At 33.5% G+C, this 23,997-nt stretch carries 24 protein-coding genes; 14 read left to right on the top strand and 10 right to left on the bottom strand.

Features of this window, described 5'->3' with window-relative positions:
* Positions 1-78: 78 nt before the first annotated feature.
* On the top strand, positions 79-636 hold the full coding sequence (locus tag SOM12_RS20920; RefSeq protein WP_250835384.1) for a DUF4956 domain-containing protein: 558 nt from the start codon (positions 79-81) through the stop codon (positions 634-636).
* Here the strand turns inward: SOM12_RS20920 and SOM12_RS20915 are convergent.
* Entirely contained in the window at positions 633-2,510 is a 1,878-nt protein-coding gene (locus tag SOM12_RS20915) for a PEP/pyruvate-binding domain-containing protein (RefSeq protein WP_320495264.1), read from the bottom strand. The genes SOM12_RS20920 and SOM12_RS20915 overlap by 4 nt on opposite strands.
* 142 nt (positions 2,511-2,652) lie before the next feature.
* Here SOM12_RS20915 and mnmA point away from each other — a divergent pair, with 142 nt between their 5' ends.
* Genes mnmA through SOM12_RS20895 form a run of 4 tightly spaced genes read left to right on the top strand, consistent with a single transcriptional unit; the run spans position 2,653 to position 6,873 of the window.
* Positions 2,653-3,840, top strand: a complete 1,188-nt coding sequence (mnmA, locus tag SOM12_RS20910) for a tRNA 2-thiouridine(34) synthase MnmA (RefSeq protein ID WP_320495263.1) — start codon at positions 2,653-2,655, stop codon at positions 3,838-3,840.
* 44 nt (positions 3,841-3,884) lie between these two features.
* Positions 3,885-5,492: a S8 family serine peptidase gene (locus tag SOM12_RS20905; RefSeq protein WP_320495261.1), complete on the top strand. Its 1,608-nt coding sequence runs from the start codon at positions 3,885-3,887 to the stop codon at positions 5,490-5,492.
* A gap of 5 nt (positions 5,493-5,497) precedes the next feature.
* Entirely contained in the window at positions 5,498-6,442 is a 945-nt protein-coding gene (locus SOM12_RS20900) for an NAD(P)H-dependent flavin oxidoreductase (protein ID WP_320495260.1), read from the top strand.
* A gap of 20 nt (positions 6,443-6,462) precedes the next feature.
* On the top strand, positions 6,463-6,873 hold the full coding sequence (locus tag SOM12_RS20895; RefSeq protein ID WP_095929935.1) for a hypothetical protein: 411 nt from the start codon (positions 6,463-6,465) through the stop codon (positions 6,871-6,873).
* Positions 6,874-7,000: 127 nt separating this feature from the next.
* On the opposite strand, the gene SOM12_RS20890 is transcribed toward SOM12_RS20895, so the two are convergent.
* A complete protein-coding gene (locus SOM12_RS20890; protein ID WP_095929936.1) occupies positions 7,001-7,441 on the bottom strand; it encodes a DUF4268 domain-containing protein in 441 nt (146 codons plus the stop codon).
* A 92-nt stretch (positions 7,442-7,533) separates the two neighbouring features.
* Here SOM12_RS20890 and SOM12_RS20885 point away from each other — a divergent pair, with 92 nt between their 5' ends.
* The gene (locus SOM12_RS20885; protein ID WP_320495257.1) at positions 7,534-8,184 is read left to right on the top strand and encodes a CoA pyrophosphatase; all 651 of its coding nucleotides are present in this window, start codon (positions 7,534-7,536) and stop codon (positions 8,182-8,184) included.
* A gap of 126 nt (positions 8,185-8,310) precedes the next feature.
* The gene (locus SOM12_RS20880; protein WP_095929938.1) at positions 8,311-9,120 is read left to right on the top strand and encodes a lysophospholipid acyltransferase family protein; all 810 of its coding nucleotides are present in this window, start codon (positions 8,311-8,313) and stop codon (positions 9,118-9,120) included.
* Between the two features lie 166 nt (positions 9,121-9,286).
* On the opposite strand, the gene SOM12_RS20875 is transcribed toward SOM12_RS20880, so the two are convergent.
* Genes SOM12_RS20875 through SOM12_RS20865 form a run of 3 tightly spaced genes read right to left on the bottom strand, consistent with a single transcriptional unit; the run spans position 9,287 to position 11,525 of the window.
* Positions 9,287-9,919, bottom strand: a complete 633-nt coding sequence (locus tag SOM12_RS20875) for a hypothetical protein (protein ID WP_095929939.1) — start codon at positions 9,917-9,919, stop codon at positions 9,287-9,289.
* Positions 9,920-9,927: 8 nt separating this feature from the next.
* Positions 9,928-10,422 carry an RNA polymerase sigma factor gene (locus tag SOM12_RS20870; protein ID WP_008462500.1) on the bottom strand — a complete coding sequence of 165 codons (495 nt, stop codon included), beginning with the start codon at positions 10,420-10,422 and terminating at the stop codon, positions 9,928-9,930.
* A 41-nt stretch (positions 10,423-10,463) separates the two neighbouring features.
* Complete coding sequence (locus SOM12_RS20865; protein WP_320495253.1) at positions 10,464-11,525, bottom strand: DUF3810 domain-containing protein; 1,062 nt, start codon at positions 11,523-11,525, stop codon at positions 10,464-10,466.
* An 83-nt stretch (positions 11,526-11,608) separates the two neighbouring features.
* On the opposite strand from SOM12_RS20865, the gene SOM12_RS20860 reads away from it, so the two are divergent.
* The 3 genes from SOM12_RS20860 (at position 11,609) to SOM12_RS20850 (ending at position 13,734) form a co-directional block, all read left to right on the top strand.
* The gene (locus SOM12_RS20860) at positions 11,609-11,821 is read left to right on the top strand and encodes a hypothetical protein (protein WP_320495251.1); all 213 of its coding nucleotides are present in this window, start codon (positions 11,609-11,611) and stop codon (positions 11,819-11,821) included.
* Positions 11,818-12,111, top strand: a complete 294-nt coding sequence (locus tag SOM12_RS20855; RefSeq protein ID WP_320495250.1) for a type II toxin-antitoxin system RelE/ParE family toxin — start codon at positions 11,818-11,820, stop codon at positions 12,109-12,111. Before SOM12_RS20860 ends, SOM12_RS20855 begins: the two co-directional genes overlap by 4 nt.
* A gap of 162 nt (positions 12,112-12,273) precedes the next feature.
* Complete coding sequence (locus tag SOM12_RS20850; RefSeq protein ID WP_095929941.1) at positions 12,274-13,734, top strand: aminoacyl-histidine dipeptidase; 1,461 nt, start codon at positions 12,274-12,276, stop codon at positions 13,732-13,734.
* A gap of 313 nt (positions 13,735-14,047) precedes the next feature.
* Here the strand turns inward: SOM12_RS20850 and SOM12_RS20845 are convergent, their stop codons facing one another.
* The 3 genes from SOM12_RS20845 to SOM12_RS20835 form a co-directional block, all read right to left on the bottom strand.
* Complete coding sequence (locus tag SOM12_RS20845; RefSeq protein WP_095929943.1) at positions 14,048-14,830, bottom strand: carboxypeptidase-like regulatory domain-containing protein; 783 nt, start codon at positions 14,828-14,830, stop codon at positions 14,048-14,050.
* Positions 14,831-15,083: 253 nt separating this feature from the next.
* The gene (locus SOM12_RS20840; RefSeq protein WP_095929944.1) at positions 15,084-17,003 is read right to left on the bottom strand and encodes a DEAD/DEAH box helicase; all 1,920 of its coding nucleotides are present in this window, start codon (positions 17,001-17,003) and stop codon (positions 15,084-15,086) included.
* Positions 17,004-17,206: 203 nt separating this feature from the next.
* Positions 17,207-17,785 carry a non-canonical purine NTP diphosphatase gene (locus SOM12_RS20835; RefSeq protein ID WP_320495247.1) on the bottom strand — a complete coding sequence of 193 codons (579 nt, stop codon included), beginning with the start codon at positions 17,783-17,785 and terminating at the stop codon, positions 17,207-17,209.
* 76 nt (positions 17,786-17,861) lie between these two features.
* Between SOM12_RS20835 and SOM12_RS20830 the strand changes: the two genes are divergently transcribed.
* Entirely contained in the window at positions 17,862-19,640 is a 1,779-nt protein-coding gene (locus SOM12_RS20830) for an ABC transporter ATP-binding protein (protein WP_320495246.1), read from the top strand.
* Here the strand turns inward: SOM12_RS20830 and SOM12_RS20825 are convergent.
* The gene (locus tag SOM12_RS20825) at positions 19,621-20,046 is read right to left on the bottom strand and encodes a DUF2809 domain-containing protein (RefSeq protein WP_320495245.1); all 426 of its coding nucleotides are present in this window, start codon (positions 20,044-20,046) and stop codon (positions 19,621-19,623) included. The two genes, SOM12_RS20830 and SOM12_RS20825, sit on opposite strands and share 20 nt — an antisense overlap.
* Positions 20,047-20,112: 66 nt before the next feature.
* Here SOM12_RS20825 and SOM12_RS20820 point away from each other — a divergent pair, with 66 nt between their 5' ends.
* From SOM12_RS20820 to SOM12_RS20810, 3 genes are all read left to right on the top strand, one after another.
* Complete coding sequence (locus SOM12_RS20820) at positions 20,113-21,291, top strand: glycoside hydrolase family 88 protein (protein ID WP_320495243.1); 1,179 nt, start codon at positions 20,113-20,115, stop codon at positions 21,289-21,291.
* Positions 21,292-21,297: 6 nt separating this feature from the next.
* The gene (locus SOM12_RS20815; protein WP_320495242.1) at positions 21,298-21,705 is read left to right on the top strand and encodes a hypothetical protein; all 408 of its coding nucleotides are present in this window, start codon (positions 21,298-21,300) and stop codon (positions 21,703-21,705) included.
* A gap of 267 nt (positions 21,706-21,972) precedes the next feature.
* Entirely contained in the window at positions 21,973-22,365 is a 393-nt protein-coding gene (locus tag SOM12_RS20810) for a hypothetical protein (RefSeq protein WP_320495241.1), read from the top strand.
* A gap of 87 nt (positions 22,366-22,452) precedes the next feature.
* On the opposite strand, the gene SOM12_RS20805 is transcribed toward SOM12_RS20810, so the two are convergent.
* Complete coding sequence (locus SOM12_RS20805) at positions 22,453-23,967, bottom strand: FMN-binding glutamate synthase family protein (protein ID WP_320495239.1); 1,515 nt, start codon at positions 23,965-23,967, stop codon at positions 22,453-22,455.
* Positions 23,968-23,997 lie beyond the last annotated feature (30 nt).

The following is a 23,997-nucleotide window of genomic DNA, read 5'->3' as shown; positions in this document are numbered from 1 at the left end:
GCTCAGAATTCATTCCTTAAAAATAAAATAGGTAAAGAATAAATTGTTTACTTTTGAGTAACCAATTTATTCTAACCAATGGATTTACAAGAGCTTTTAGGACGATTTTTACTGTTGTTTTTTTCGATTTTGGTTTTGTATTTTTTCTCCAACAGAAAAGATAATGCTACTATAAATCCGTTGATGGTTATTGTGGGACTTTGTACTTTTTCCCTTTGTTATCTTTTTACCAAAATAGAAATTGGAGTCGGAATTGGTTTTGGTCTTTTTGCTATTTTTTCGATACTTCGATTTAGAACACAATCTTTCACGGTAAATGCTATCATCTTTCTTTTTGCCACAATTACATTGTCAATTCTGGACATCATGTATCCGTTTGAAAAGATTGAATTATTGCTGTTTTTTCAAATTATTATTATCGGATTTTATATTGCCGCTTCGGTTATTGTCAATAAAAAAGCTTCAAAATATCTGAATTCTGTAGATGTGAAAATTCCGCTTGACGATAATTTTTCTTTAAACTCAGAAGTAATACGAAAATCAATTCAGCAGAAAATTAAGATTGAAGATTTCGACTTTAGAATTGTATTAATCAACACAGCAAGCAATGAAATAGATTTATTAGTATTCTATTAATTGTTGAATGGACGGACTTGTTTGATGTACAAATCTCTTTTTTCGCCCACAATTTTAAATTCAATATCTACCGGATGAAATTGGTTTTTGCGCCAATAGCGATACATTTTGGTTTCAATTTTTTTGCTGACATCGTATAGCTTACTCATTTCTTTTCGAGTCAATAACGGTTCATTATCATTCAAATTGGAATTGGAAGTATAATCAATATCAAAATCGGTTTCATCTTTACCGTCATTGAAATGATAGGCTACAAACTGTTCGCAGATTTCTCCTTTTTCGGGTTTCACAACCGAATTTTCTCCCTTTTGAACATTGACCGTAATTCCAGGAAAGTTTTCTCTAAATATATTTTTGGTAATAATTACGCCATTTGCCAATTCATCTGGAAAAGAGCGATGTACCAAAACGCCCATTGCAATATTTTGCTGATCAATTCCAAAAAGTTCTCGTTCGTTATACGAGGCTTCATTCCAGACACTTGCCCAGACTTGTTTTATTGCTTTTTCGAAAGTTTTGATCGAATCGCCTAAAATTCCGGTTTTAGAATCGTACAATCCAGCGCCATTAAAATCATCTAAATCTTCTGCATTCGTAGACGAACGAAATCTGAAGTTTTTAAATTTGGCGTCTTTAAAAGCAATATTCAATTTCGATATTAATTCAGGATCAATAGGTTCTTTTTTGATAGCGTCTCTAATTTTTTTAAGCTGTTTATTAATCCAAACCGCAGAATCTTTTTGTGGGAAAGCTAAAAGCTCTGCAATTAATGCAGAAATAGTAGGGTTCTGAATATGCTTTGTATAGTAGTAAAACGGAATAGCATGTGCATTTTCGGGAACTTTAAAGGAAATCTCTTTAGAAATCGCAATTAAATAAGCCATGTTTTGTGCTTTTGAACCGATATAGTTTATTCCCTTTTTTGGAATTTCAGATAAATTGATCAATTCTGTAACGCTATTGTCTATAACTAGCTTTTTCTTTTTTCCAGGAGACTTTGTTGGAATTTTTTTAGTGGTTTCTTTAATGAAAAAAGTATCGACTTCAATTTTTATTTCTACTTTTTTAGAAAGCAGCCTTTTGATGTTGTTGTCTTTTTCAATATCCGTATAAGCCATTATCGGAATCTTTCTGTTTTTTCCTAAAAGAACCAAATGGCTTAATGGAGTTTGAAGTTCATTTACAATAATTCCTCGCACATTTGGGAGAATATCAGGCGTTCCGTCCAGAATGATAATTTCGTCAGAACTTGGTTTTACAGTTTCTAAATCTTTGATTTTGTATTGCTGCAAAATCCCAATACTACTTCCGCGAACAACTTCCTGATATTTTAATTCTCCAAAAATATAATCAGATTTCACGCATGGAATTTTGAATTCTTCACGTTGGAACCAATTCATCATTTCTGGATTGTTCAGATAAAATTTCAGTTTTTCTCCAATAAAAGTAGAATTTTTGACCATAGTAAAAAAACGTTCAATCAGTGGTAGAGGCATATGATCGGATGCAGCGAGTTCAAAAATCCATTTGTCTGTTCCTTTAATGTGATTTAAATTTCCGAGAAGAAAATCTCTATTCTTTTCAGTGTTGCTATAGTTCTCATTATTGAAGACTTCTAAATCATGGCTGTATCCCAAATAATTAACTACAAAATCGTAATGAAGCAAAATAATACTGCTGTTGAAATAATACATTTTTTGTTTTCTGAGATCGTAAATGACTTTTACTGATTCAATATTCGAAAATTTATCAGACAAAGGTTTTCCTCTAAATGCTTTGTATGCTTCATAATTTGGCAAAGATGCGCTGAATCGCTGCGCACTTAACGAAGTTAATACGAAAAGGAAAAACAAGCTATAAATGTATTTTTTCATAGAATAAAAATGGATGATTAAATGTACTTAAAAAAGTAATAAGTTTTATCTACTGCGGGATTGCTTAAAGTAATGAAAACCATGGTGAAATTTTCTATTATTTGGCGTACCTTTGCAACCTTAAAAAATTAAACTTTTCAAAATGAAACGAGTAGTTGTTGGACTTTCAGGTGGAGTAGATTCTAGTGTTGCAGCGTATTTATTGCAACAGCAGGGATACGAAGTTATTGGCCTTTTTATGAAAAACTGGCACGATGACTCTGTTACTATTTCTAACGAATGTCCTTGGCTGGAAGACAGTAATGATGCTTTGCTTGTGGCTGAAAAATTAGGCATACCGTTTCAAACTGTTGATTTAAGCGAGGAATACAAAGAAAAAATTGTTGATTATATGTTCAACGAATACGAAAAAGGAAGAACTCCAAATCCTGACGTGCTTTGTAACCGCGAAATCAAATTTGATGTGTTTATGAAAATCGCTTTAAGTCTTGGAGCGGATTATGTGGCAACGGGACATTATTGTCAAAAAAGCGAAATTGAGGTAGACGGAAAACCAGTTTACCAACTAGTTGCTGGAGTTGACAATAATAAAGATCAATCGTACTTCTTATGCCAATTGTCACAAGAACAATTATCTAAAGCTTTGTTTCCTATTGGAGCTTTAACAAAACCAGAAGTGCGCGAAATTGCTGCTGAAATGGAATTGGTTACAGCAGAAAAGAAAGATTCACAAGGTTTATGTTTTATTGGAAAAGTTCGTCTTCCAGAATTTTTACAGCAAAAATTACAGCCAAAAGATGGTAAAATTGTTCAAGTAGATAAAAATGATCCGATTTATACTTCTGAAAAATCAGCTGAACTTTCTTTGGAAGAAAGATTAAAGTTAGAATCTCAAAAACTAGACTATCTTCCAACAATGGGAAAAGTGGTTGGAAAACACCAAGGGGCTCATTATTTTACAGTTGGACAAAGAAAAGGTCTAAATGTAGGAGGAACAACAGATCCTTTATTTGTAATTGCAACCGATGTAGAAACTAATACTATCTATACAGGTTTATCAAGCCAACATCCTGGATTATTTAAAAAAGCACTTTTTGTTGGAAAATCTGAAGTTCATTGGATTAGAGAAGATATGACTTTGAAAGCTGGTGAGAAAATGGAAGTGATGGCTAGAATTCGTTACCGTCAGCCTCTTCAAAAAGCTGTTTTACATCAATTTGAAGACGGAATGTACGTAGAGTTTGAAGAACCACAGTCTGCTATTACAGAAGGACAGTTTGTTGCTTGGTATTTAGAAAATGAATTAGTTGGTTCGGGAGTAATTTCTTAGCTTTATACTTTATTTGGGAGAAGATCCCTAAAAAGTATAGATGAATGAGATGTAACTTTACTTTTCTTTTAATACTTCTTTCGTTTACAGTATTTGCACAAGAAGATGCATGGGTTTATTTTAATGGAAAACCTAATGTACAGGCTTTTTATGACAATCCTCAAGCTGTACTTTCGCAAAGAGCTCTGGATCGAAGAACGAACCAAAATATCGTTTTGGATATTACTGATGCTCCGTTAGAGACCTCGTATGTTAATCAAATTTCCGCAAGTACAGGAATTACGGTAAAAGCACAGTCGAAATGGCTGAATGCACTTCATATTCAGGGAACTCAGGCTAATATCAATGCTTTAAAAGCGTTAGCTTTTGTTCAGAAAGTAGAATTTGCAGATAGAACTTTAAATACTACGGGAAAAAAAGTTTCAGAAACTGCAATCAATCAGACGAAAAAACAAATACAAACCGCTATTGATTATGCTTATGGTAATTCTGCCAATCAAATTCAGACGTTGAATGGGCAGGTTTTGCATCAACAGAACTACACAGGAGAAGGTAAAATTATTGCTGTTTTAGATGCTGGATTTCCAGGTGTCAATACCGCTCAGCCATTTGAAAATCTTAGAAATAATAATAAAATTCTAGGAGGATACGATTTTACCACTCGAAATGCTAATTTCTATACAGGAGGAGATCATGGAACGAAAGTGCTTTCTACAATGGGCGGTTACAAAGAAAATGCTTTAATAGGGACGGCTCCAAACGCTTCCTACTATCTTTTTATAACTGAAATTGTTGCTGATGAGAATCCTCTTGAAGAATCAATTTGGGTTGAAGCGGCGGAGAAAGCGGACGCTTTGGGAGTAGATATTATTACGACTTCGCTTGGATATTTCCTTGATCGAGATGAAGTTAGGTACAATCATACATACAGCGATATGAACGGAATTACCACTTTTATTTCGCGTGGTGCCGAAATCGCTTTTAGTAAAGGAATATTAGTTTTGGCTTCTGCTGGAAATGAAGGAACTCAACCTGAAAAGCACATTGGTGCTCCAGCCGATGCAGCATCTGTTTTGGCAATTGGATCAGTTACAGCTAACAAAGTACGATCTAGTTTCAGTTCGATCGGACCAAGTTCTGATGGGCGTATAAAACCTGATGTAATGGCACAAGGATCATCGACTGTGGTTTCTGATGCAAATGGAACTATTGGTACAGCAAGCGGAACTTCATTTTCATGTCCGATTATGGCAGGAATGGCGGCTTCGTTGTGGCAAGCTTTTCCATCAAAAACAAACCAAGAAATTAGACAGATGATTTTGGCTTCTGCCGATAAATATGCGAATCCTGATAATAATTATGGATATGGAATTCCGAATTTTGGTACGGCATTAGGGGTAGATGATTTTATAGCTGAAACCTCATTTTTGGTCTATCCAAATCCTGCAAAGAGTGAAGTTTGGTTTTCTTTTTTAAATGAAAGCAATACCGCATCGGTAACTATTTATTCTATTTTAGGGCAAAAATTAATCGAAGAAAAAATTAATAATTCAAATCCAGTTCTTTCCTTGCAATCACTTCAAAGCGGACTTTACATTTATAGTTTTGATGGTGATAATCTGCATAAGACAGGAAAAATAATCAAGCAATAGTTTTAATGAATAAAATTACCCAACTCTTTAATATAAAATACCCAATCATTCAAGGTGGAATGATCTGGAATAGTGGTTACAAATTGGCTTCGGCGGTAAGTAATGCAGGAGGTTTAGGACTTATTGGTGCAGGTTCTATGTATCCAGAAGTTCTTAGAGAACACATTCAAAAATGTAAAAAAGCAACAGACAAACCTTTTGGTGTCAATATTCCGATGTTATATCCTAACATCGAAGAGATTATGAATATTGTGGTTGATGAAGGCGTTAAAATTGTTTTTACTTCTGCAGGAAACCCGAAAACTTGGACTTCTTTTTTGAAAGAAAGAGGTATTACAGTTGTTCACGTGGTAAGCAGCAGTGTTTTTGCTTTAAAAGCGCAAGATGCTGGTGTTGATGCTGTCGTGGCAGAAGGTTTTGAAGCAGGCGGACATAACGGACGCGAAGAAACCACAACGTTGACTTTGATTCCGATGGTGAAAGAAAAAATACAAATCCCTTTAATTGCAGCGGGCGGAATTGCGACAGGAAGAGGAATGCTTGCGGCAATGGTTTTAGGCGCAGATGGTGTTCAGGTCGGAAGCCGTTTTGCAGCATCTTTTGAATCTTCGGCACACAATAATTTTAAAGATACGATAGTTAATACTATAGAAGGAGGTACTCAGTTGACTTTGAAAGAATTGGCTCCTGTAAGATTAGTAAAAAATAAGTTCTATCAGGATGTTCAGGATTTGTATCAAAAATGTCCTTCTAAAGAAGAATTGGTTCATCTTTTAGGACGCGCAAGAGCCAAAAAAGGAATGTTTGAAGGGGATTTGGATGAGGGAGAATTGGAGATTGGACAGGTTGCAGGTCTGATTCATGAAATTTTGCCGGTTGAAGAAATTATTCGACAAATGATAGCCGAATTTGAAGTCGCATCCAAAGAAAAGACTACATTTGAGTTTTAATTGACTGCAAGAAATAATCTATGAATTCTATACGCACATATATACTATTACTTTTTTTAGTGTTAGGCCTTCAACAAGCTAAAAGTCAATCATATCATTTTAAAACTTCAGGATTTAGCGTTCTACAAAAAAATGAAAGAGGAAAATGGGGCGAGTGGTCCAATCTAGATTTAGTAAATCTTTCGGTTGTTTTAGATACCAATAAACATAGAATTGTAGTTTATTCTCAAGAAATCCAGCTTTACAGTATTTTAGATTATATTGAAAGAGAAGAAAACGACACAGATATTGTATATTCTTTTATGTGCAAAGATAATGATGGGAAAGAATGCAAGCTGTCAATTATCACACGAAAAAAACAAGATTATAGAAAACAGCTTTATATTAATTATGATGATCATATCATCGTTTATAATATTATTACTGTCTAAGTTTCTAAGTTTCTGAGATGCTAAGATTCTAAGTCTTTTGAATTTAATAAAATAATAAACCCGACAGTTTTTAAAAATCTGTCGGGTTTGCTATATAAAAAAGCTCAATGTCTTAGGATCTCAGAAACTACAAAGAATCCACATCCTTAATAAACTCATCATATTCTAAATAGAACATTTCTAGAGCATGCATGTTTTCGTTAAAGAAATCAAAAATAGTATCCCAAGTATTTTTATTGCTGAAACCAACGCCAAGTTTTTCTACCCAAATTCGGCTGATATTTTTACCACTTTCAAGAGTATAATTTTTTTCAAAAACCAAATCTTTGATAAATTCTTCCTCTAGGATATTTTTTAAAGCCTCAAGTTTTTCAAAGTAGGCAATACGTTTTTCATCGCTTCTGTGTTCGATATCAATTAAAACCTGCGCTTTCTTATTATCTACATAAAATTTAAAAGAAAAATCTTTGATTTTAGTGTCGTAAAGTACCCATTTGCGAGGGTATTTTTCGGCAAAAGCTACCCAAAATTCTCTTTTTATTCTTTGCGATTCTTCTCTGCTGTACATTTTTTTTGGCTTTAAGATTAGAAAACTTGCGGTACTGCGTTTTCTGGAGTATATTTATGTTTTATTTGAAAATACAAAAATAAGCTTTGATTATGAATTTTCAAGACTTTTTGAAATATGTTCCCAATATAATTCCGCTAGAATTACCAGCAGTGACGTCACACTTAAAAATGGCTCCAAAAGAGCGTATAGAGGGATTAAAAAATCTTGATATTGATGCATTAAACGCCAGAATGGCGGGAGTAATGATGCTGTTTTATCCAAAACAGGAAAAAACACATTTGGTTTTGATTGTTAGAAATGCTTATGATGGCGTTCATTCTGCTCAGATAGCATTTCCAGGAGGAAAATATGAAAAGGAAGATATTAATTTTGAAACCACTGCACTTAGAGAAACGCATGAAGAGGTTGGAGTAACGAGAGATAAAATAAATATAATTAAACATTTTTCTCCGATGTATATTCCGCCAAGTAATTTTTTGGTGCATCCTTTTTTAGGAATTGCCACAGAAGAACTTTCTTTTTATCCCGATATAAGAGAAGTGGCTGGAATTATCGAACTGCCTTTGTCTGTTTTTTTAAATGATGATATAATTATTGAAGCCAGATTATCAACTTCTTACGGAGCAAATATTTTAGTTCCTGCCTTTAATATTCAAAATCACGTTGTTTGGGGTGCCACAGCAATGATTTTGAGTGAATTGCGCGATGTTTTGAATGTCGCTATTGCAAAAGAAATTTGATAAAGTTTATTTAATGATTTGATATTCATTTGTATAACTGTTATTTGGAGAAATTGTTTTAAAGTGTTGCTAAAAGAATAATTTTTGTATGTTTGCGACCTAACAAAAAAATAAGATAAATTAGTTATGGGATTGTTTAAACGAAATCCTTTTGGGCATATATTATTCATCAAGAAATGGTTAATCCGAGTTCTCGGTGCCATGACTCATAGGAGGTATAGAGGTTTTAATGAATTACAGATTGAAGGATCTGAAATTATTAAAACGCTCCCAGATACTAATGTTTTATTTATATCCAATCACCAGACTTATTTTGCAGATGTTGTGGCGATGTTTCATGTTTTTAACGCCAGTTTATCGGGGCGTCAAGACACTATTAAGAATATTGGCTATTTGTGGCAGCCCAAAATGAATATTTATTACGTAGCAGCCAAAGAAACCATGCAGGCTGGATTACTGCCAAGAATCTTAGCTTATGTTGGCGCAATTACCGTTGAGAGAACTTGGCGTGCTAAAGGTGTTGATGTTACAGAAAAGCGTGATGTAAATCCAAACGATACAGAAAACATCAGAATTGCGTTAGAAGACGGCTGGGTTATTACTTTCCCGCAAGGAACAACAAAATCGTTTAAACCAGTTCGTAAAGGAACGGCTCATATTATCAAACAACACAAACCAATCGTTATTCCTATTGTAATTGACGGTTTCCGTCGTTCGTTTGACAAAAAAGGACTTCGAATGAAGAAAAAAGGAATTCTACAATCCTTCATTATAAAAGAGCCTCTTGATATTGATTATGAAAACGATACCATCGAACAAATTGTAGAAAAAGTAGAATACGCAATCGAACAGCATCCTTCATTTTTAAAAGTTATTCCTGCTGAAGAAATCAAAGCGCAAGAAGAACTGAATAAATTAAGACGTTGGGATTATTAGAATAGTTTTTTTGTTTAAAGTTTTTGTCTGGCTGAGGGAAGTCGAAGCCTAACTTTGTGCCCTTCGACTTCGCTCAGGGTGACAAATCTATTTGTTCCGTAGCGTAAGAGTTTTTAATTCAAAAAACTTAGAACCTTAGCATCATCTCAGAACCTTAAAAACTTTTTCAAAAATCTATCTTCTTCAACTCTTTGTAATTAGCGTATAATCTGCGTAAAAGTGTTCCGTAAATAATTCGGTAAAAACACCAGAATAATCCAAAGAAACCTAAAATTACAAGGAATAATATTCCTATAGTAACAAACATGGCTTTTCCGTTCATCGCTAATTTTTCTCTAAGAAACTCCATATCTGGATTGTAGACAAAAGCAATAAAGAAGCTTAAAATTGCTGTAATTACAATCATTCCGAGATTATACCAAACATAATACTGTACTGTTTTTCGGGTCTTTAAAATAGCGCTCATCAATGATTTTGTTGCTATTGTGGTCGAAATTGTTCTGTAGTTTTTGTAGAAAATGTAAACAAAAATCAATACAACAACATAATTAAAGTAGGTTAGAAACTCTAAAGCTGTTACTATTTCAGGATGATTCATTTTTCGCAATACATCATCTGTATTGATAAACAAGTTGGAAAAAGTCCAAAACGAAATCTCCAAAATACTGATGATTAAAATCCATTTTACAATTGAAGATGATTTTCTATGAATCATCTTATAGATTTCATTTTCAGAAATTTGTTGAAAAGAATCAGAGTTCTTTTGCCAGTCTTTTTTTAGTAAATCCAGTTCTTTCATAATAATTTTTAAGGATTTAGTATTTTTTTAAGTTTCCCTTTAATTCTGTTCATTTTCACGCGCGCATTCACTTCGCTGATTCCTAAAGTTTCAGCTATTTCTTGATAATCTTTGTCTTCTAAATACATAAAAACTAATGCCTTTTCGATGTCATTTAATTGATAAACTGCCTTATACATCAGTTTTATCTGCTCCTCTTCTTCATAATTGTAGTCAACATCTTTTACAAAATGCTGATGATTTTCATAATCTACCGTCGATATAGTTCTTTTGGTTTTTCGGTATAAGGTAATGGCTGTGTTTAAGGCAACACGATAGGTCCAAGTCGAAAATTTACTGTCGCCTCTAAATTTTGGATAAGCTTTCCAAAGCTGAATGGTGATTTCTTGAAACAAATCTTTATGAGCATCTTCGCCAGCAGTATATAATCTACAAATCTTGTGGATTATATTCTGATTTGCCTGAAGCTGCGCAACAAATGACTGTTCTAGATTTTCACTCATAATGTATTAGTAGTTATGAAATCATTTTTGTTACAGTTGGATTATAATTTTCTTGTTTTATAGTAATTAATCGTCAAATCGATAAACTTACTATAGCTTTTCATTCCATCTTTTTGGTTATTTGTTTTTAAAAAACTATCCCATAGAAAATGAAAACCTTTATCTATAAAGGTGTCATATTTTTTCCAGAAATCTTGGTCTTCTTGATAGTTTTTTAAAATTCCAGTATTTACTTGTTTCTTTAGTATTTCAAAAATTTTCTCGTTTTTAAATTGCCAGATTCCTAGACAATAGCGTAATGCAAAACTATATCCTGCATATTGATAATATAAATTGTCATTTTTAACAGAAGCTAAAAGGCCAATAAAATTACATTCACTTTCACTTGCAAAACCAATCTGATGTGCCATTTCATGAGATGTAGTTAGTGGAAAAGTGTACATTGGCAATAAGTCGTTAATTTGCGCTTCGTTTGTAAATGGATTTAAATAACCGCCAAATCCCATATAAGTTAAAGGAAGGCTAAACAGTGATTTTTTTACGCTTAATGTTTTGTATTTAAAATAAGGATGTTCTTTTGCTAAATTATCATAACCGTTTAATATCATGTTAAATGACTCTTTCTGTGAATATGGAAAAACAATTTTAGAGCTTTCATTTTTTGTAATTTGAAACTGAACTTCATTCGTCTTTGCAATTAATCTTTTAGTGAAAGCCAAAAGATCAGCATCAGTATATTCTCTCTTGATTTCCATTTTTTCAAAAAGAGGTTTACGATAGTAATTGAAAGCCCAAAGCAGGTGAAAGAAAAAGTAAAAGACAGAGATCTTGCCTAAGATTTTAAGAAGATGATCCTTCCAATCTATTTTCCAAGTTTTTCTAATTTCCCAAAACCAACTAATTATAGAAATCATTAAAAGAGCATAAATAATATCGCCGACAGAAAAAGGAATTTTACCTAAGATTGTTCTTGAAAAATGAGAAATTCTAACGAATAAATTTTTGCTATAAAACCCCTCCACAAAGTCAGGAAAGAATGGCAGGATTTTATAAAAAATAATTTGAACTAAGAGAAATAAAGGAAGGATATATTTTCGTGTCACGGTTTTACTTTTTGGTTAAAAATAATAATTAAAATAGTAGTTCGTTTTCTTTTTTGTAAATTTGTTATTCAATAACAATAAAAATGACACAAATCACTTTAAATATTCCCGATAATGAATTGTCATTCTTTATGCAGTTGATAGAGAAATTTAATTATGAAACCGTAATTAATGAATTTTCTGTAAGCGAAGAAATGAAAAATTTGTTAGATGAAAGAAGATCAACTTCAAAAGCAGATGATTTTCTTCCTTGGAATGAAGCAAAAAAGCAGTTGCGTTTTAAATCTGAAAAATGATTTTTGAAGTTGTAATAGAGCCAAGAGCGCTTGCTGATATACAAGATGCGATTGATTATTATGAGTCTAAACAAATTGGTTTAGGTGAATATTTTTATCAAGTTATTGATGAACATTTAGATACAATATCTAGAAATCCATTTTTTGAGATTAGATATAAAGATTATCGTGGTCTTCCTACTAAGAAATTTCCTTTTATCATCTTTTATTTTCTTGATGAAGAAATAAAAAAGGTATTTATTTTGTCCGTTTTTAATACATCATTAAACCCTTCAAAATATCCTTTCTAAAAATTTTCAATCTGTTTTGATGTTTTTCTTTAAGTTAGATGTTTTTTAATCTAATTTTTAGAGTTGTTTTAATTCGTGCTAATTCCTCAAATTTGTGCTCAAAAAAGAGTTGAAACTTTGTAACTTTGGGACTCTTAATTGTTAAACATCAAACAAAATATAATGAGTCAAGAAATTAGAAATCTGGAGCCAAAAGCACTTTGGAATAAATTCGCAGATTTAAATGCTGTTCCGCGTCCTTCTAAAAAGGAAGAACGTGTAATTGAGTTTATGAAGAACTTTGGAAACAGCTTAGGTTTGGAAACTTTCGAAGATGAAATCAGAAATGTAATCATCAGAAAACCGGCAACTCCAGGAATGGAAAATCGTAAACCAATCGTAATGCAAGGGCACTTAGATATGGTGCATCAAAAAAATGCTGATACAGTTTTTGATTTTGATACACAAGGAATCGACATGTATGTGGATGGTGACTGGGTTCGCGCGCGAGGCACAACACTTGGAGCTGATAATGGGCTAGGGGTGGCGACTATTATGGCAATTCTTGAAAGCAAAGACATTCCGCATCCTGCAATTGAAGCTTTATTTACAATTGATGAAGAAACAGGAATGACTGGTGCTTTAAACCTAAAAGGCGGAATTTTGCAAGGTCAGATTTTACTGAATTTGGATACTGAAGAAGATGATGAAATTGATATTGGATGTGCTGGTGGAATTGATGTAACGGCAACTAGAACCTATCATGAAGAAGAAGTTCCAGAAGGTTCTGTTGGTTATACAATTACAGTAAAAGGTTTAAATGGCGGGCATTCAGGAATGGATATTCATAAAGGTTTAGGAAACGCTAATAAAATCATGAACCGTTTGTTGTTTGACGCATTTGAAAACTTTGGTTTGCAGGTTGTAGAAATCAACGGAGGGAGCCTTAGAAATGCAATTCCGAGAGAAAGTGTTGCTAAAGTAGTTATTTCTCAAATGTTTGATGAAGCTTATGTTTACGATATGCAGGAAATTATTTCTGATATCAAAGCCGAATATAAAACAACCGAGCCTAATTTGACTATTGAAATCGTAAAAGGTGATTTGCCTGAAAAAGTGATGGATTTAGGTGTACAGGAAGGAATTATCAGAGCGATTTATGCAGCTCAGAATGGAGTTTACAAAATGAGCGCTGATATGGCCGATTTGGTTGAAACTTCAAATAATATTGCTCGTGTAGTTATTAAAGATGGAGAAATCTTGGTAGGATGTTTAACACGTTCTTCTGTTGAATCTTCGAAATTTGATTTGGCAAATTCTTTACGTTCTGCTTTTGAATTGGTAGGGTGTGAAGTGGAGCTTTCTGGTTCTTATCCAGGATGGACACCAAATGTAAATTCGGAAATTTTAGAAGTCTTAAAAGAGATCTACGAAAAACAAAATGGAGAACAGCCTAAAGTTGTGGCTTGCCATGCAGGTTTAGAATGCGGAATTTTAGGAACAAATTACCCTGATATGGACATGATTTCTTTCGGTCCAACAATTCACGGAGCGCACTCTCCAGACGAAAGAGCAAGTATTTCTTCTGCACAGAAATATTGGAAATTTGTGTTAGAAATCCTTTCTAATATTCCAGTTAAATAAAAGTATTCAGTGTTCAGTTTTTAGTAATCAGTAAATATGATGCTAAAGACTGAACACTAAAAAAAACTGATCATTGATCACTTTTTTTAATCTCTCTTAGGAGTATTTTTCTTTTCTCTCTTTTCTTCTTTCTTTTCTTTAGCCGTTTTTAACGGTTCTTTTTTTGCTGTTTTTTTAGCATCTTGACCTTTTGCCATAATATTGATTTTACTGTTTTGTAAGTAAATGTAAGGTTTTTAAAATCTGAAAGGCCAAAAAAAATCCCCAATTTTTAAAATTGAGGATTTAGATGTTCTTTTTTTTGTATTAAGAATTAATTACGTTTTAATACTTTATATTGTTCATAACAAGCGCTTATCGCATCCATAATCTGAAGATCATTTGCGGTCTGGATGAAAGAATCGGAATAGTTACAGCGATGCATAATTTCAGGGATTTCATCTTTGCTGACTCCTAATAATACGGCAACTGTTTCACGATCGTATTTTGATTCTAAGAGCGTTCTTACCGTATCATCTTTTTTCATTTCCTTTAGTTTCTTGAGTTCTTTACCGTTCTTGCCAAAGAAATTATAGAGCATATCGGCAGGGTTAAAGATCGAACCGAGGACTTTTCCAAAAGCATTTGGAGCATATTCTCCAGCTTCATAACCTTGTGTAAGTCCCGAAATACTGTAACGATAGTTTTCTTTTGTTGGAATTAATTTAGAATCAATTTCAAGATATCCTGTCAAAGAGAAAGGAGCAATAACAACTTCTTCCAAAGCAATTGCTTTTTCTGTAAGCTGAATTCTAGTCACTTTATTCTTAATCCAGTCATTTGTAACTCTAATTCTTAGCGATTGAAATCCTAGAATAGAAAAATGAAGTGTATCGTTTACTTGCACGTCAATTTCAAAATACCCTTTTTCGTCAGATTTTGCACCACGCACTTTGTTGGTGTTAATGATATTTACGCCAGCCAGCGGTTGTTTGCTGTCGTCATTAATAACATAACCTGAAACTCTTTGTGGAACTGTTGGCTGTGCATCTTGCGTATCTTGTGCAAAACCAATGTTGGCGAGAAGTGTAAAAAAGAAAACTGCGAAATATTTCATATCCTGATTTAAAGCACTAAAAGTAGTAAATCGGGATTAAATATCTCGCAGTCTTGGAATTTAATTATAAGAAAATTAACAAAGGCTACAGTATTGCTTTTTTTGTGTTAAATAAAATGGGAAAGGGAAGATTGTATCCTATTGTTTTGGATTGTAAAACTATTTATAAAGTATAAAATTATGGATATAAAAAAAATCCCAACTTCCAAGTATGTCTGGAATTTGGGATTTTGTATTTTAAGAAATTAAATTATTAATCTCTTCTAGATCTTCTTGGTCTTGAGCTGTCGCCGAAGTTTTCAGAACGTCTTGGTGCTCTGTCAGAACCACCTTCACTTCTTGGAGCAGAGCTTCTAAAGCCACCTTCTCTTCTTGGAGCAGAATTTCTGTCGCCTCTAAAACCTCCGTCACGTGATCCACCTTCGCGTGAACCTCCATCTCTAGAAGAATTTCTATCACTTCTAAATCCGCCTTCACGTCTTGGAGCGAAGTTTCCGTCTCTTCTGTTAGAATCACGTCTTCCGCCACCACGGTTGTTGTGATCACGTCTTCCACCACCATCGTTTTTAGAAATCTCAACATTAATACGACGACCTTCTAATTGAACGTTGTTTAAAACATCCATTACTTTATCAGTAAATTGAGGATCAGTATTAAAGAATGAGAATCCTTCTTTTACGTCAACTTTAAAGATATCATCACGACCTAAGTCTAATGTTTCTTTCAAGTAATCTTTTAATGACATCCAGTCGAAGTTGTCTCTAGAACCAATGTTTACGAAATAACGAACTGCTCCATTATTGCTGAATTCTCTTGGTTCAGAATCGCCTCTTTCACGTCTGTCTGAAGATTGAGTAGAAATATCTCTGTTCTTTTTGTAGTATGCGATGAAACGGTTAAATTCTACTGATACCATTTTTTTGATCAATTCTTCTTTAGATAAATCTTCAAGAACATTGTTAATTGCTGGTAAATAGTTGTCAATTTCGTGATCAACTTCAGTATCTTTAATTTTGTTTGCTAAGTGTAACAACTGAATTTCGCAGATTTCAATTCCAGATGGAATCGTTTTTTCTTCGAATTTCTGTTTGATGATTCTCTCGATAGAAGAAATTTTACGTAACTCGCTTTTTGTAACAATTACAATAGAAGTACCTAATTTTCCAGCTCTACCAGTACGGCCCGAACGGTGGTTGTATGTTTCAATTTCGTCAGGCAATTGATAGTTAACAACGTGAGTTACGTTATCAACGTCAATACCACGTGCAGCAACGTCAGTAGCAACAAGCATCTGAATTTGTCTTCCACGGAACGATTTCATTACACCATCACGTTGCGCTTGAGATAAATCTCCGTGTAACGCAGCGGCGCTATATCCATCTTCAATTAACTTCTCAGCGATAGCTTGCGTGTCTCTTTTTGTACGACAGAAAACTACAGAGAAAATGTCTGGATTAGCATCAGCTAAACGTTTTAAAGCTTCGTAACGGTCACGAGCATTTACTAAATAAAATTCGTGAGAAACTGTAGATGAACCTGAATTTTTAGCTCCAACTGTAATCTCAACCGGTTCGCTCATAAATTGTTTTGCAATTCTAGCAACCTCTTGCGGCATAGTTGCAGAGAACAACCATGTGCTTTTTTCATCTGGAGTATCTGATAAAATAGATACGATATCCTCATAGAATCCCATGTTTAACATTTCGTCAGCCTCATCCAAAATACAGTAATCTATATTTTTAATGTTTACTAAACCTCTGTTAATCATGTCTTGCATTCTTCCTGGAGTTGCCACAATAATTTGCGCACCTCTCTTTATTTCTCTTGCTTGCTCTGTTATACTAGCTCCTCCGTAAACTGCTACCACATTAATACCTTTTTCGTATTTTGAGTAGTTTTTAAGTTCGTTAGTAATCTGTAAACATAACTCGCGTGTTGGCGATAAAACTAATGCTTGTGTATTTCTGTTGTCGGCATCAATTTTTTGAATTAGCGGAAAACCGAAAGCTGCCGTTTTCCCTGTCCCTGTTTGAGCCAACGCAACCATATCCGTGTCTTTTTCCAATAATAGGGGAATCGCCTTTTCCTGTACCTCTGACGGATTTTCAAATCCTAGATCTAAAATCGCCTTCAGTAACGATTCATTCAATCCTAATTGTTCAAATTTATTCATATGTGTTTTAAAATAGGGTGCAAAATTACTGCTAATTATTCAGATAAACTAATGCAATTTTAAGAATTATGTATTTGTTAAGATTTGATTATCAAAAAGTTACATTTTTGTTGAAATAAATTTTTGCGTCAAATGAAGAAAAATGCCAAAAAACACGTCGTAAAATGTAAAATTTAGCTACTAAAATGTTGTATTTTAAACAATTATTTTGTGGTGTTCAGAAAATCAATGAGTTGCTTAACCGCTTTTCCGCGGTGACCAATCGTATTTTTGGTTTCCAAAGGCAGTTCTGCAAAGGTCTCGTTAAAATTTTCGGGTTTAAAAATGGGGTCGTATCCAAAACCATTTGTACCTGTTTTGGTTAAAGTAATTTCTCCTTTTGCAATCCCAGTAAACAAATATTGTTTTCCATTTAGGTTTAAAGTTATAACAGTTTTGAACTGAGCGTTGCGATTTTCTTCATTTTTTAAAGCATCTAAAAGCTTGTTCATGTTGTCGTCTGCATTTTTTTGCTCGCCTGCATATCGCGCAGAATATACTCCAGGTTCACCATTTAAAGCATTTACTTCTAGACCTGTATCATCTGCAAAACAATCATAACCATATTTCTGGGTTACATAATCTGCTTTTAAAATCGCATTTCCTTCAATGGTATCTGCAGTTTCTGGAATGTCTTCAAAACAATTAACATCTTCTAAACTTAATATTTTGATGCTTTCTGGAAGCATACTTTGAATTTCTGCGATTTTATTTTTGTTGTTTGAAGCGAAAACGAGTTTCATAGCATTATGTGTTTAAATGATTTTCAACACAAATTTAGAATTCTTATATTTGATATGTTAGCTAAAATTCAAATAAATGCAATTATCAGTACTTTATAAAAAAATCCTGCCTTTTGTAAAGCCGTACAGAAAAATGGTGATTGCAACTTTACTATTAACTTTCTTGGGGTCTTTTGCGGCACAGGTAAATGCTGTAATTTTAAAATATACTGTCGATACCATAAACAATTTAATGGTGGCTCACGAACCATTATCTAAAGGATTTCATTTACTCGGTATAATTAGTGTTGTTTTGTTAACTAAAGAATTGGTGAATTCTGTAGTTCAATTTGGACAGAAATTCTACGGAGAGAAACTCCGTATTTTTATTACGCGCGATATTTCTCAAACCATAGTAGAAAAAATTCTAAGTTACAGAATGGAATTTTATACTTCGGATGAAAACGAAAGCGGGAAACTTCAGACTAGAATTGATGCCGGAATTAGCAGTTTAACGCGTTTGGTGCAAAATTTCTTTATTGATATTTTGCCTTTGTTTGCCAACGCTTTTGTGGCTTTGGTAATTATGTTCTATGCCAATGTTTATGTGGGTTTGGTAAGTTTGTGTATTATCCCGATTTATTTTTACATCAGTCAATTGCAAGCAACAAGATTGAGCGGATTTCGACGTAGAATGCGTAATTACCGTGAAACTAAAAACAACGGAATCATTAGTTTAATTGAATCGATAACAGTAATTAAGTCTTTTGTGCGCGAATCTACAGAAGCCGATCGTCATGAAAAGATTCAGTTTGAAATGACCGAAAATCAGCTGCAAACCCGAAAAACCAGTTTTATTTTTGAAAGTATTAAAAGCTTTGTTGAACAGATAGGAGTAGTAATTATAATTATTCTAACGGCTTATTTTGTTTTGAATAATCAAATGACAATTGGTGCGATTATGTTTCATATTATGCTCTTTAATAATGTTTCATCGCCAATTAGACAATTACACCGAATTTATGACGAGGTAAATGATGCATTAATTTATTCTGAAGGGTTCTTTGATATTTTAGAAGCAGAGCATGAGACAGAAACTAGCGGTAATTACATCCCAGAAAAAATTGTTGGATTAATAGAAGTGAAAAATGTAGATTTTGTATATCCAAACGGAACTCAGGCACTTTATGATATAAATTTTACTGTAAAACCAAATGAAACCACTGCTTTGGTCGGATTAAGCGGTGCTGGAAAAAGTACCATTATTAATTTGCTGGATAAATTCTACTTGCCTTCTTCTGGTCAGATATTTTTGGATGGAGTTGATTTGCTTGAATACAATACCGATTTTCTGCGTAAAAATATTGGTTTGGTGCTTCAGAAAAATCATATTTTTAAAGGAACAATTGCTGAGAATATTTTATACGGAAAACCTGAAGCTTCAAAAGATGAAGTTATCGAAGCAGCAAAGCAAGCCTATATTCACGAGCAGGTTATTCAATTGCCAAAAGGTTACGATTCTGATGCGCATTTGCTTTCAGGCGGCCAACAGCAGCGTATTGCGATTGCTAGATTATTTCTCAAAAATCCGCCAATTATTTTCCTTGATGAACCAACAGCAAGTTTGGATGCCATTGCAACAGAACAAATTAAAAAGTCTCTGGATGCTATCAAAAAAGATAGAACCGTAATTATAATATCGCATAGTATTTCCCAGATTATCGACGCTTCTAATATTATCGTTTTAGAAAAAGGTAGATGTGTCGAAAAAGGAACTCATGACGAATTGTATGATAATAAAGGAACGTATCATCAAATATTCATGGCAATGGCGAACAGTTTAAACATCGAAAAAATTACACAGACTTTTGACTGAAATAATTCAAGGTTATTTTTTCAAAAGCAAAAACTACAAGAATTCCAAAAGTATAAGCCAGAATATCTTCCCAAAGAAATCCCTGGCCTAAAACATATCTTCCAAAAAGTGTTTTTCTAAGTGCTACAATCCAATCCGCTTGATATAATTGTAGAAATTCAATTCCATAACAAATCAATAGAGAAAGGCACGCAATTGCGAAAGCATTTTTGAAAGGAAGAAATATTCGAACCAGAAAATAAATCATGACAGCATATAGAAAATCGCCAATCCATAAGGGGATAAAAGAGATTTTTCTAGAAAGGATTCCGAAGAAAATTATGCTTAGAAAAGCAGCGAAATAGGTAATTCTGGTTTTGTTCAAAATAGAAATTACGGTATTAATTGTACATATTAGGTCGAACAAAAATACAAAACTCAATTAGATTGACTTTATTTCATAAATTTATCGATTAAACAAACTATCAACCACATGAATGCAAAATTTTTTACTCTGATTGCGGCTTTGTTTCTTCTAGGAAATCAAGGTTATTCTCAGAAAGACAAAACGTTTAATATTAAAAAACAGTTAGATTATTGCGCAGAGCAAGCTTCAAAAACTTTAAAAGTGATTCCGGATGATGGGACTTCTCCGCGAACAGTTCCAAACGGAAGCAAAGAATGGAAATTTGTTGGATATAAAGATTGGACAAGCGGATTCTGGCCTGGAGAATTATGGTTTTTGTATGAAGCAACTAAAGATAAAAAATGGGAAAAAGAAGCCGATAAATTCAGTCGTTTTTTAACGCCATTATCTGTGAGCAAAGCAGGTGATCATGATTTAGGTTTTCAGGTTTTTAATAGTTTTGGAAACGGATATAGATTGGCTAAAAATCCAGAATACAAACAAATTATTTTAAGAACTGCCGATACATTGGCAACGCTTTTTAATCCGAAAGTGGGAACCATTCAATCTTGGCCTCAAAACAAAATGGGAGGGCATAATACTATTATTGATAATATGATGAATTTGGAGCTTTTGTTTTGGGCTTCAAAAAATGGAGGAAGTAAAAAATTATACGATATAGCAGTTAAACATGCCGAAACCACAATGGCCAATCATTTTAGACCAGATAACACTTCGTATCATGTTATAATTTACGATTTCGAAACTGGAAAAAAGATAAAAGGAAGAACAGCACAAGGATATAGCGATGACAGTATGTGGGCACGTGGTCAGGCTTGGGCTATTTATGGTTTTACGATGACGTATAGAGAAACAAAAGACGCTAAGTTTTTAGATTTTGCCCATAAATTGGCGCGTGTTTATTTAGATAAATTAACTACCGAAGATTTAGTTCCATATTGGGATTTTAATGCGCCAAATATTCCTAACGAACCTCGTGATGCTTCGGCAGCCGCCATTGTTTCGTCTGCACTTTTAGAATTAAGTTCGTACACCAAAGACAAGAATTTAAAAGCTGAATATTTGACAAAAGCTAAAAAGATGATTGTTTCGCTTTCAAACGATTATCAGAGTCACGATGTCAATTCGGCATTTTTACTGCATTCAACCGGACATAAACCTGCAGGAAGCGAAATAGATTGTTCTATAAATTACGCAGATTATTACTATCTTGAGGCATTATTAAGACTTCAAAAATTAAAATAGAATATTATGCTAAAGAAAATAAGCCAGATTGCCTTTGCAATAATGATGGTATTAACACTTGTAAGCTGTAAAAATACCAAACAGAAACTTCAAGAATATGTTGTTACGTACAACAAAAGTATTGCTCCAAGTTTTAGAGCCGAAAATGTAACGCTTACTACGGCAAGAGGTTACATTAATGACGATAAAATTGAATTGCGATTTGAAACCAATTTAGAACAAAATGAAAAAAATAAAATTGCTACTTCTATAGCATTTACAAGAATGCTAAAATCGATGATTGAAAAAGATGAGATTCCAAGGCAATTAATAGAAGAAGGTGTTCAGTTTGATGTTTATTTTCTGGCAAATGATAATACCGTTTTGGGTAAGGAAGTGCTGACAGGAGAATCTCTAAAATATTTATTGAAATAATAAATTACGTTTGTAGAAAATACAACTCATTCTAATTCTTACATATTGAAAGTCTCTTTGAAATTTATTTAAAGAGACTTTTTTATGTTTAATACTAGAAGTTAAGTATAAAAGGAAAGTTTCTATTCTTACAAATATTTTTCTTTTGAGGAGATAATGGGTTTGTATTCAAAGAATTATGTGTGTTCTTTTTGTAGTTGAATGTTGTTTTTATGTTATGAATTAATTATGTTTGAGTTAAAAAAACAACTATTAAACCAAAAAATTATGAAAAAAATTACCCAAATCGCATTTGCAATTGCTTTTGCATTATTTTTAGTAAGCTGTAAAAATACCAAGCAGAAAATCCAGGAGCATGTAAGTAATTACAATAATTCTTCTTCTATAAAAGGAAGTGGAATTACGAGCACATCTGCAAAAGCTTTTCTAAATGACAATAAAATCGAAATTAGAATTGAAACCAATTTGGAAGAAAATGATGCAAACAAATTAGCCTACAAAGAATCTTTTCCAGATTTGTTAAAAGAGATGATCAAGAATGACCAAATTTCATCTTCTCTTATTGCTGAAGGTGTAAAGTTCGACGTCTACTTCTTAGCTTATAATAATGCTATTTTGGCCCAAGAAGTAGTAGATCAAGAAGAATTAGCGGCTTTATAAGGAAATACCAGCGCAGGTAAAGAAACAGCGAAATTATAACCAAAATAGGATATAAAAAAAATCCTCTTCAATTGAAGAGGATTTTTTTTATGAGAATTGAGTAACGTTTTTCAAATTATCAGGGAAATAGAGTTCAGATAAATTGGTAAACTCATCTCCACGCATAAAAATGTTGATATCAACATCGGCAAATGATGTTTTTCCAGCGGCAGCTAAGAGCTCATTTGCAGAATGAAGTGTATTTTTATGAAAGTGAAATACCCTTTCTGATTTATCTGTAACAACCAAACCTTTCATGAGCATTTTGTTTTGAGTTGCTACTCCGGTTGGACATTCATTATTATGACAGCGTAGAGCCTGAATACAGCCTAAAGAAAACATAAATCCTCTCGCACTGTTACACATATCTGCACCCAAAGCAATCGCGTGTAAAATAGAATATCCAGAAATAATTTTCCCGCTTCCAATAATGCGCATTTTATCGCGAATACCTAAACGCACCAAGGTTTTATTTACAAAAATTAATGCAGGTTCAAAAGGCATTCCGACACCATCTGCAAACTCAAGTGGAGCAGCGCCCGTTCCGCCTTCTGCACCGTCAACAGTTATAAAATCAGGATAAGTGTCTTCATTGATCATTTCCTGACATATAGCTTCAAATTCGGCTGTGTTTCCGATACATAATTTAAATCCGATTGGTTTGCCATTAGATAGTTCACGTAACTGTTTGATAAACTGAATTAATCCGCTAGCATCAGAAAAAGCATGATGTCCAGGAGGAGAAAGAATCATGGTGTGCGGCACAACACCTCTAATTTTAGCAATCTGTTCTGTGTTTTTCTTTGCTGGAAGAACACCTCCGTGACCTGGTTTTGCACCTTGAGAAAGCTTAATCTCGATCATTTTTACGTTTGGAAGATTGGCTTTTTCTGAGAAGTTTTCTGGACTGAAATTCCCTTCTGCATCTCGACAGCCAAAATAACCTGTTCCAATCTGCCAAGTAATGTCTCCGCCGCCTGCAAGATGAAATTCGGTTAATCCGCCTTCTCCGGTATTTTGGTAGAAATTTCCTTTTTTTGCTCCAATATTGATGGCACGAACTGCATGTTCGCTCAATGAACCAAAACTCATTGCGGAAACATTAAATAAAGAAGCCGAATAAGGCTGTTTACAATCTTTTCCTCCAACCAAAACACGAGGCAATTCTTCGTTTACTTTAGCAGGGAAAATAGAGTGTTTTATTCCTTCATAACTTTCTGTATTTAAGTTTAATTGCGTTCCGAACGGAGTACTCGAATCAATATTTTTTGCTCTTTGGTAAACTAATGAGCGCTGGTTTCTAGAAAAAGGTTTTCCGTCTGTAGATCTTTCAATAAAATATTGCTGAATCTCAGGTGCGATCATTTCAAATAAATATCTGAAATAACCCAGAACAGGAAAGTTCCTTAAAATGGCGTGTTTTTCCTGAGAGGCATTGTAAGCTCCGACAATTAGCAAAAGCGGAATAATAAATACGAGTAAGTAACCTCGTCCAGTGTAATAATAAATTGCAAGAACAATTAGAAACAATAAGAATCCGTAAATAAAGAATTTTTTTCTCATGTTTTTAAAAAATTAAATAGGTAATAAATG

Source organism: Flavobacterium sp. CFBP9031, from assembly GCF_034044945.1.
In the GTDB taxonomy this organism is placed as follows: domain Bacteria; phylum Bacteroidota; class Bacteroidia; order Flavobacteriales; family Flavobacteriaceae; genus Flavobacterium.
Note: the sequence above shows the minus strand (reverse complement) of the source record. Positions and strands in the feature narration are given on the sequence as shown.

Bases quoted from the DNA above. Each gene is read 5' to 3' on its own strand.
- SOM12_RS20920 (WP_250835384.1), top strand. From the start codon at position 79: ATGGATTTACAAGAGCTTTTAGGACGATTTTTACTGTTGTTTTTTTCG.
- SOM12_RS20915 (WP_320495264.1), bottom strand. From the start codon at position 2,510: ATGAAAAAATACATTTATAGCTTGTTTTTCCTTTTCGTATTAACTTCG.
- mnmA (WP_320495263.1), top strand. From the start codon at position 2,653: ATGAAACGAGTAGTTGTTGGACTTTCAGGTGGAGTAGATTCTAGTGTT.
- SOM12_RS20905 (WP_320495261.1), top strand. From the start codon at position 3,885: ATGAGATGTAACTTTACTTTTCTTTTAATACTTCTTTCGTTTACAGTA.
- SOM12_RS20900 (WP_320495260.1), top strand. From the start codon at position 5,498: ATGAATAAAATTACCCAACTCTTTAATATAAAATACCCAATCATTCAA.
- SOM12_RS20895 (WP_095929935.1), top strand. From the start codon at position 6,463: ATGAATTCTATACGCACATATATACTATTACTTTTTTTAGTGTTAGGC.
- SOM12_RS20890 (WP_095929936.1), bottom strand. From the start codon at position 7,441: ATGTACAGCAGAGAAGAATCGCAAAGAATAAAAAGAGAATTTTGGGTA.
- SOM12_RS20885 (WP_320495257.1), top strand. From the start codon at position 7,534: ATGAATTTTCAAGACTTTTTGAAATATGTTCCCAATATAATTCCGCTA.
- SOM12_RS20880 (WP_095929938.1), top strand. From the start codon at position 8,311: ATGGGATTGTTTAAACGAAATCCTTTTGGGCATATATTATTCATCAAG.
- SOM12_RS20875 (WP_095929939.1), bottom strand. From the start codon at position 9,919: ATGAAAGAACTGGATTTACTAAAAAAAGACTGGCAAAAGAACTCTGAT.
- SOM12_RS20870 (WP_008462500.1), bottom strand. From the start codon at position 10,422: ATGAGTGAAAATCTAGAACAGTCATTTGTTGCGCAGCTTCAGGCAAAT.
- SOM12_RS20860 (WP_320495251.1), top strand. From the start codon at position 11,609: ATGACACAAATCACTTTAAATATTCCCGATAATGAATTGTCATTCTTT.
- SOM12_RS20855 (WP_320495250.1), top strand. From the start codon at position 11,818: ATGATTTTTGAAGTTGTAATAGAGCCAAGAGCGCTTGCTGATATACAA.
- SOM12_RS20850 (WP_095929941.1), top strand. From the start codon at position 12,274: ATGAGTCAAGAAATTAGAAATCTGGAGCCAAAAGCACTTTGGAATAAA.
- SOM12_RS20845 (WP_095929943.1), bottom strand. From the start codon at position 14,830: ATGAAATATTTCGCAGTTTTCTTTTTTACACTTCTCGCCAACATTGGT.
- SOM12_RS20840 (WP_095929944.1), bottom strand. From the start codon at position 17,003: ATGAATAAATTTGAACAATTAGGATTGAATGAATCGTTACTGAAGGCG.
- SOM12_RS20835 (WP_320495247.1), bottom strand. From the start codon at position 17,785: ATGAAACTCGTTTTCGCTTCAAACAACAAAAATAAAATCGCAGAAATT.
- SOM12_RS20830 (WP_320495246.1), top strand. From the start codon at position 17,862: ATGCAATTATCAGTACTTTATAAAAAAATCCTGCCTTTTGTAAAGCCG.
- SOM12_RS20820 (WP_320495243.1), top strand. From the start codon at position 20,113: ATGAATGCAAAATTTTTTACTCTGATTGCGGCTTTGTTTCTTCTAGGA.
- SOM12_RS20815 (WP_320495242.1), top strand. From the start codon at position 21,298: ATGCTAAAGAAAATAAGCCAGATTGCCTTTGCAATAATGATGGTATTA.
- SOM12_RS20810 (WP_320495241.1), top strand. From the start codon at position 21,973: ATGAAAAAAATTACCCAAATCGCATTTGCAATTGCTTTTGCATTATTT.
- SOM12_RS20805 (WP_320495239.1), bottom strand. From the start codon at position 23,967: ATGAGAAAAAAATTCTTTATTTACGGATTCTTATTGTTTCTAATTGTT.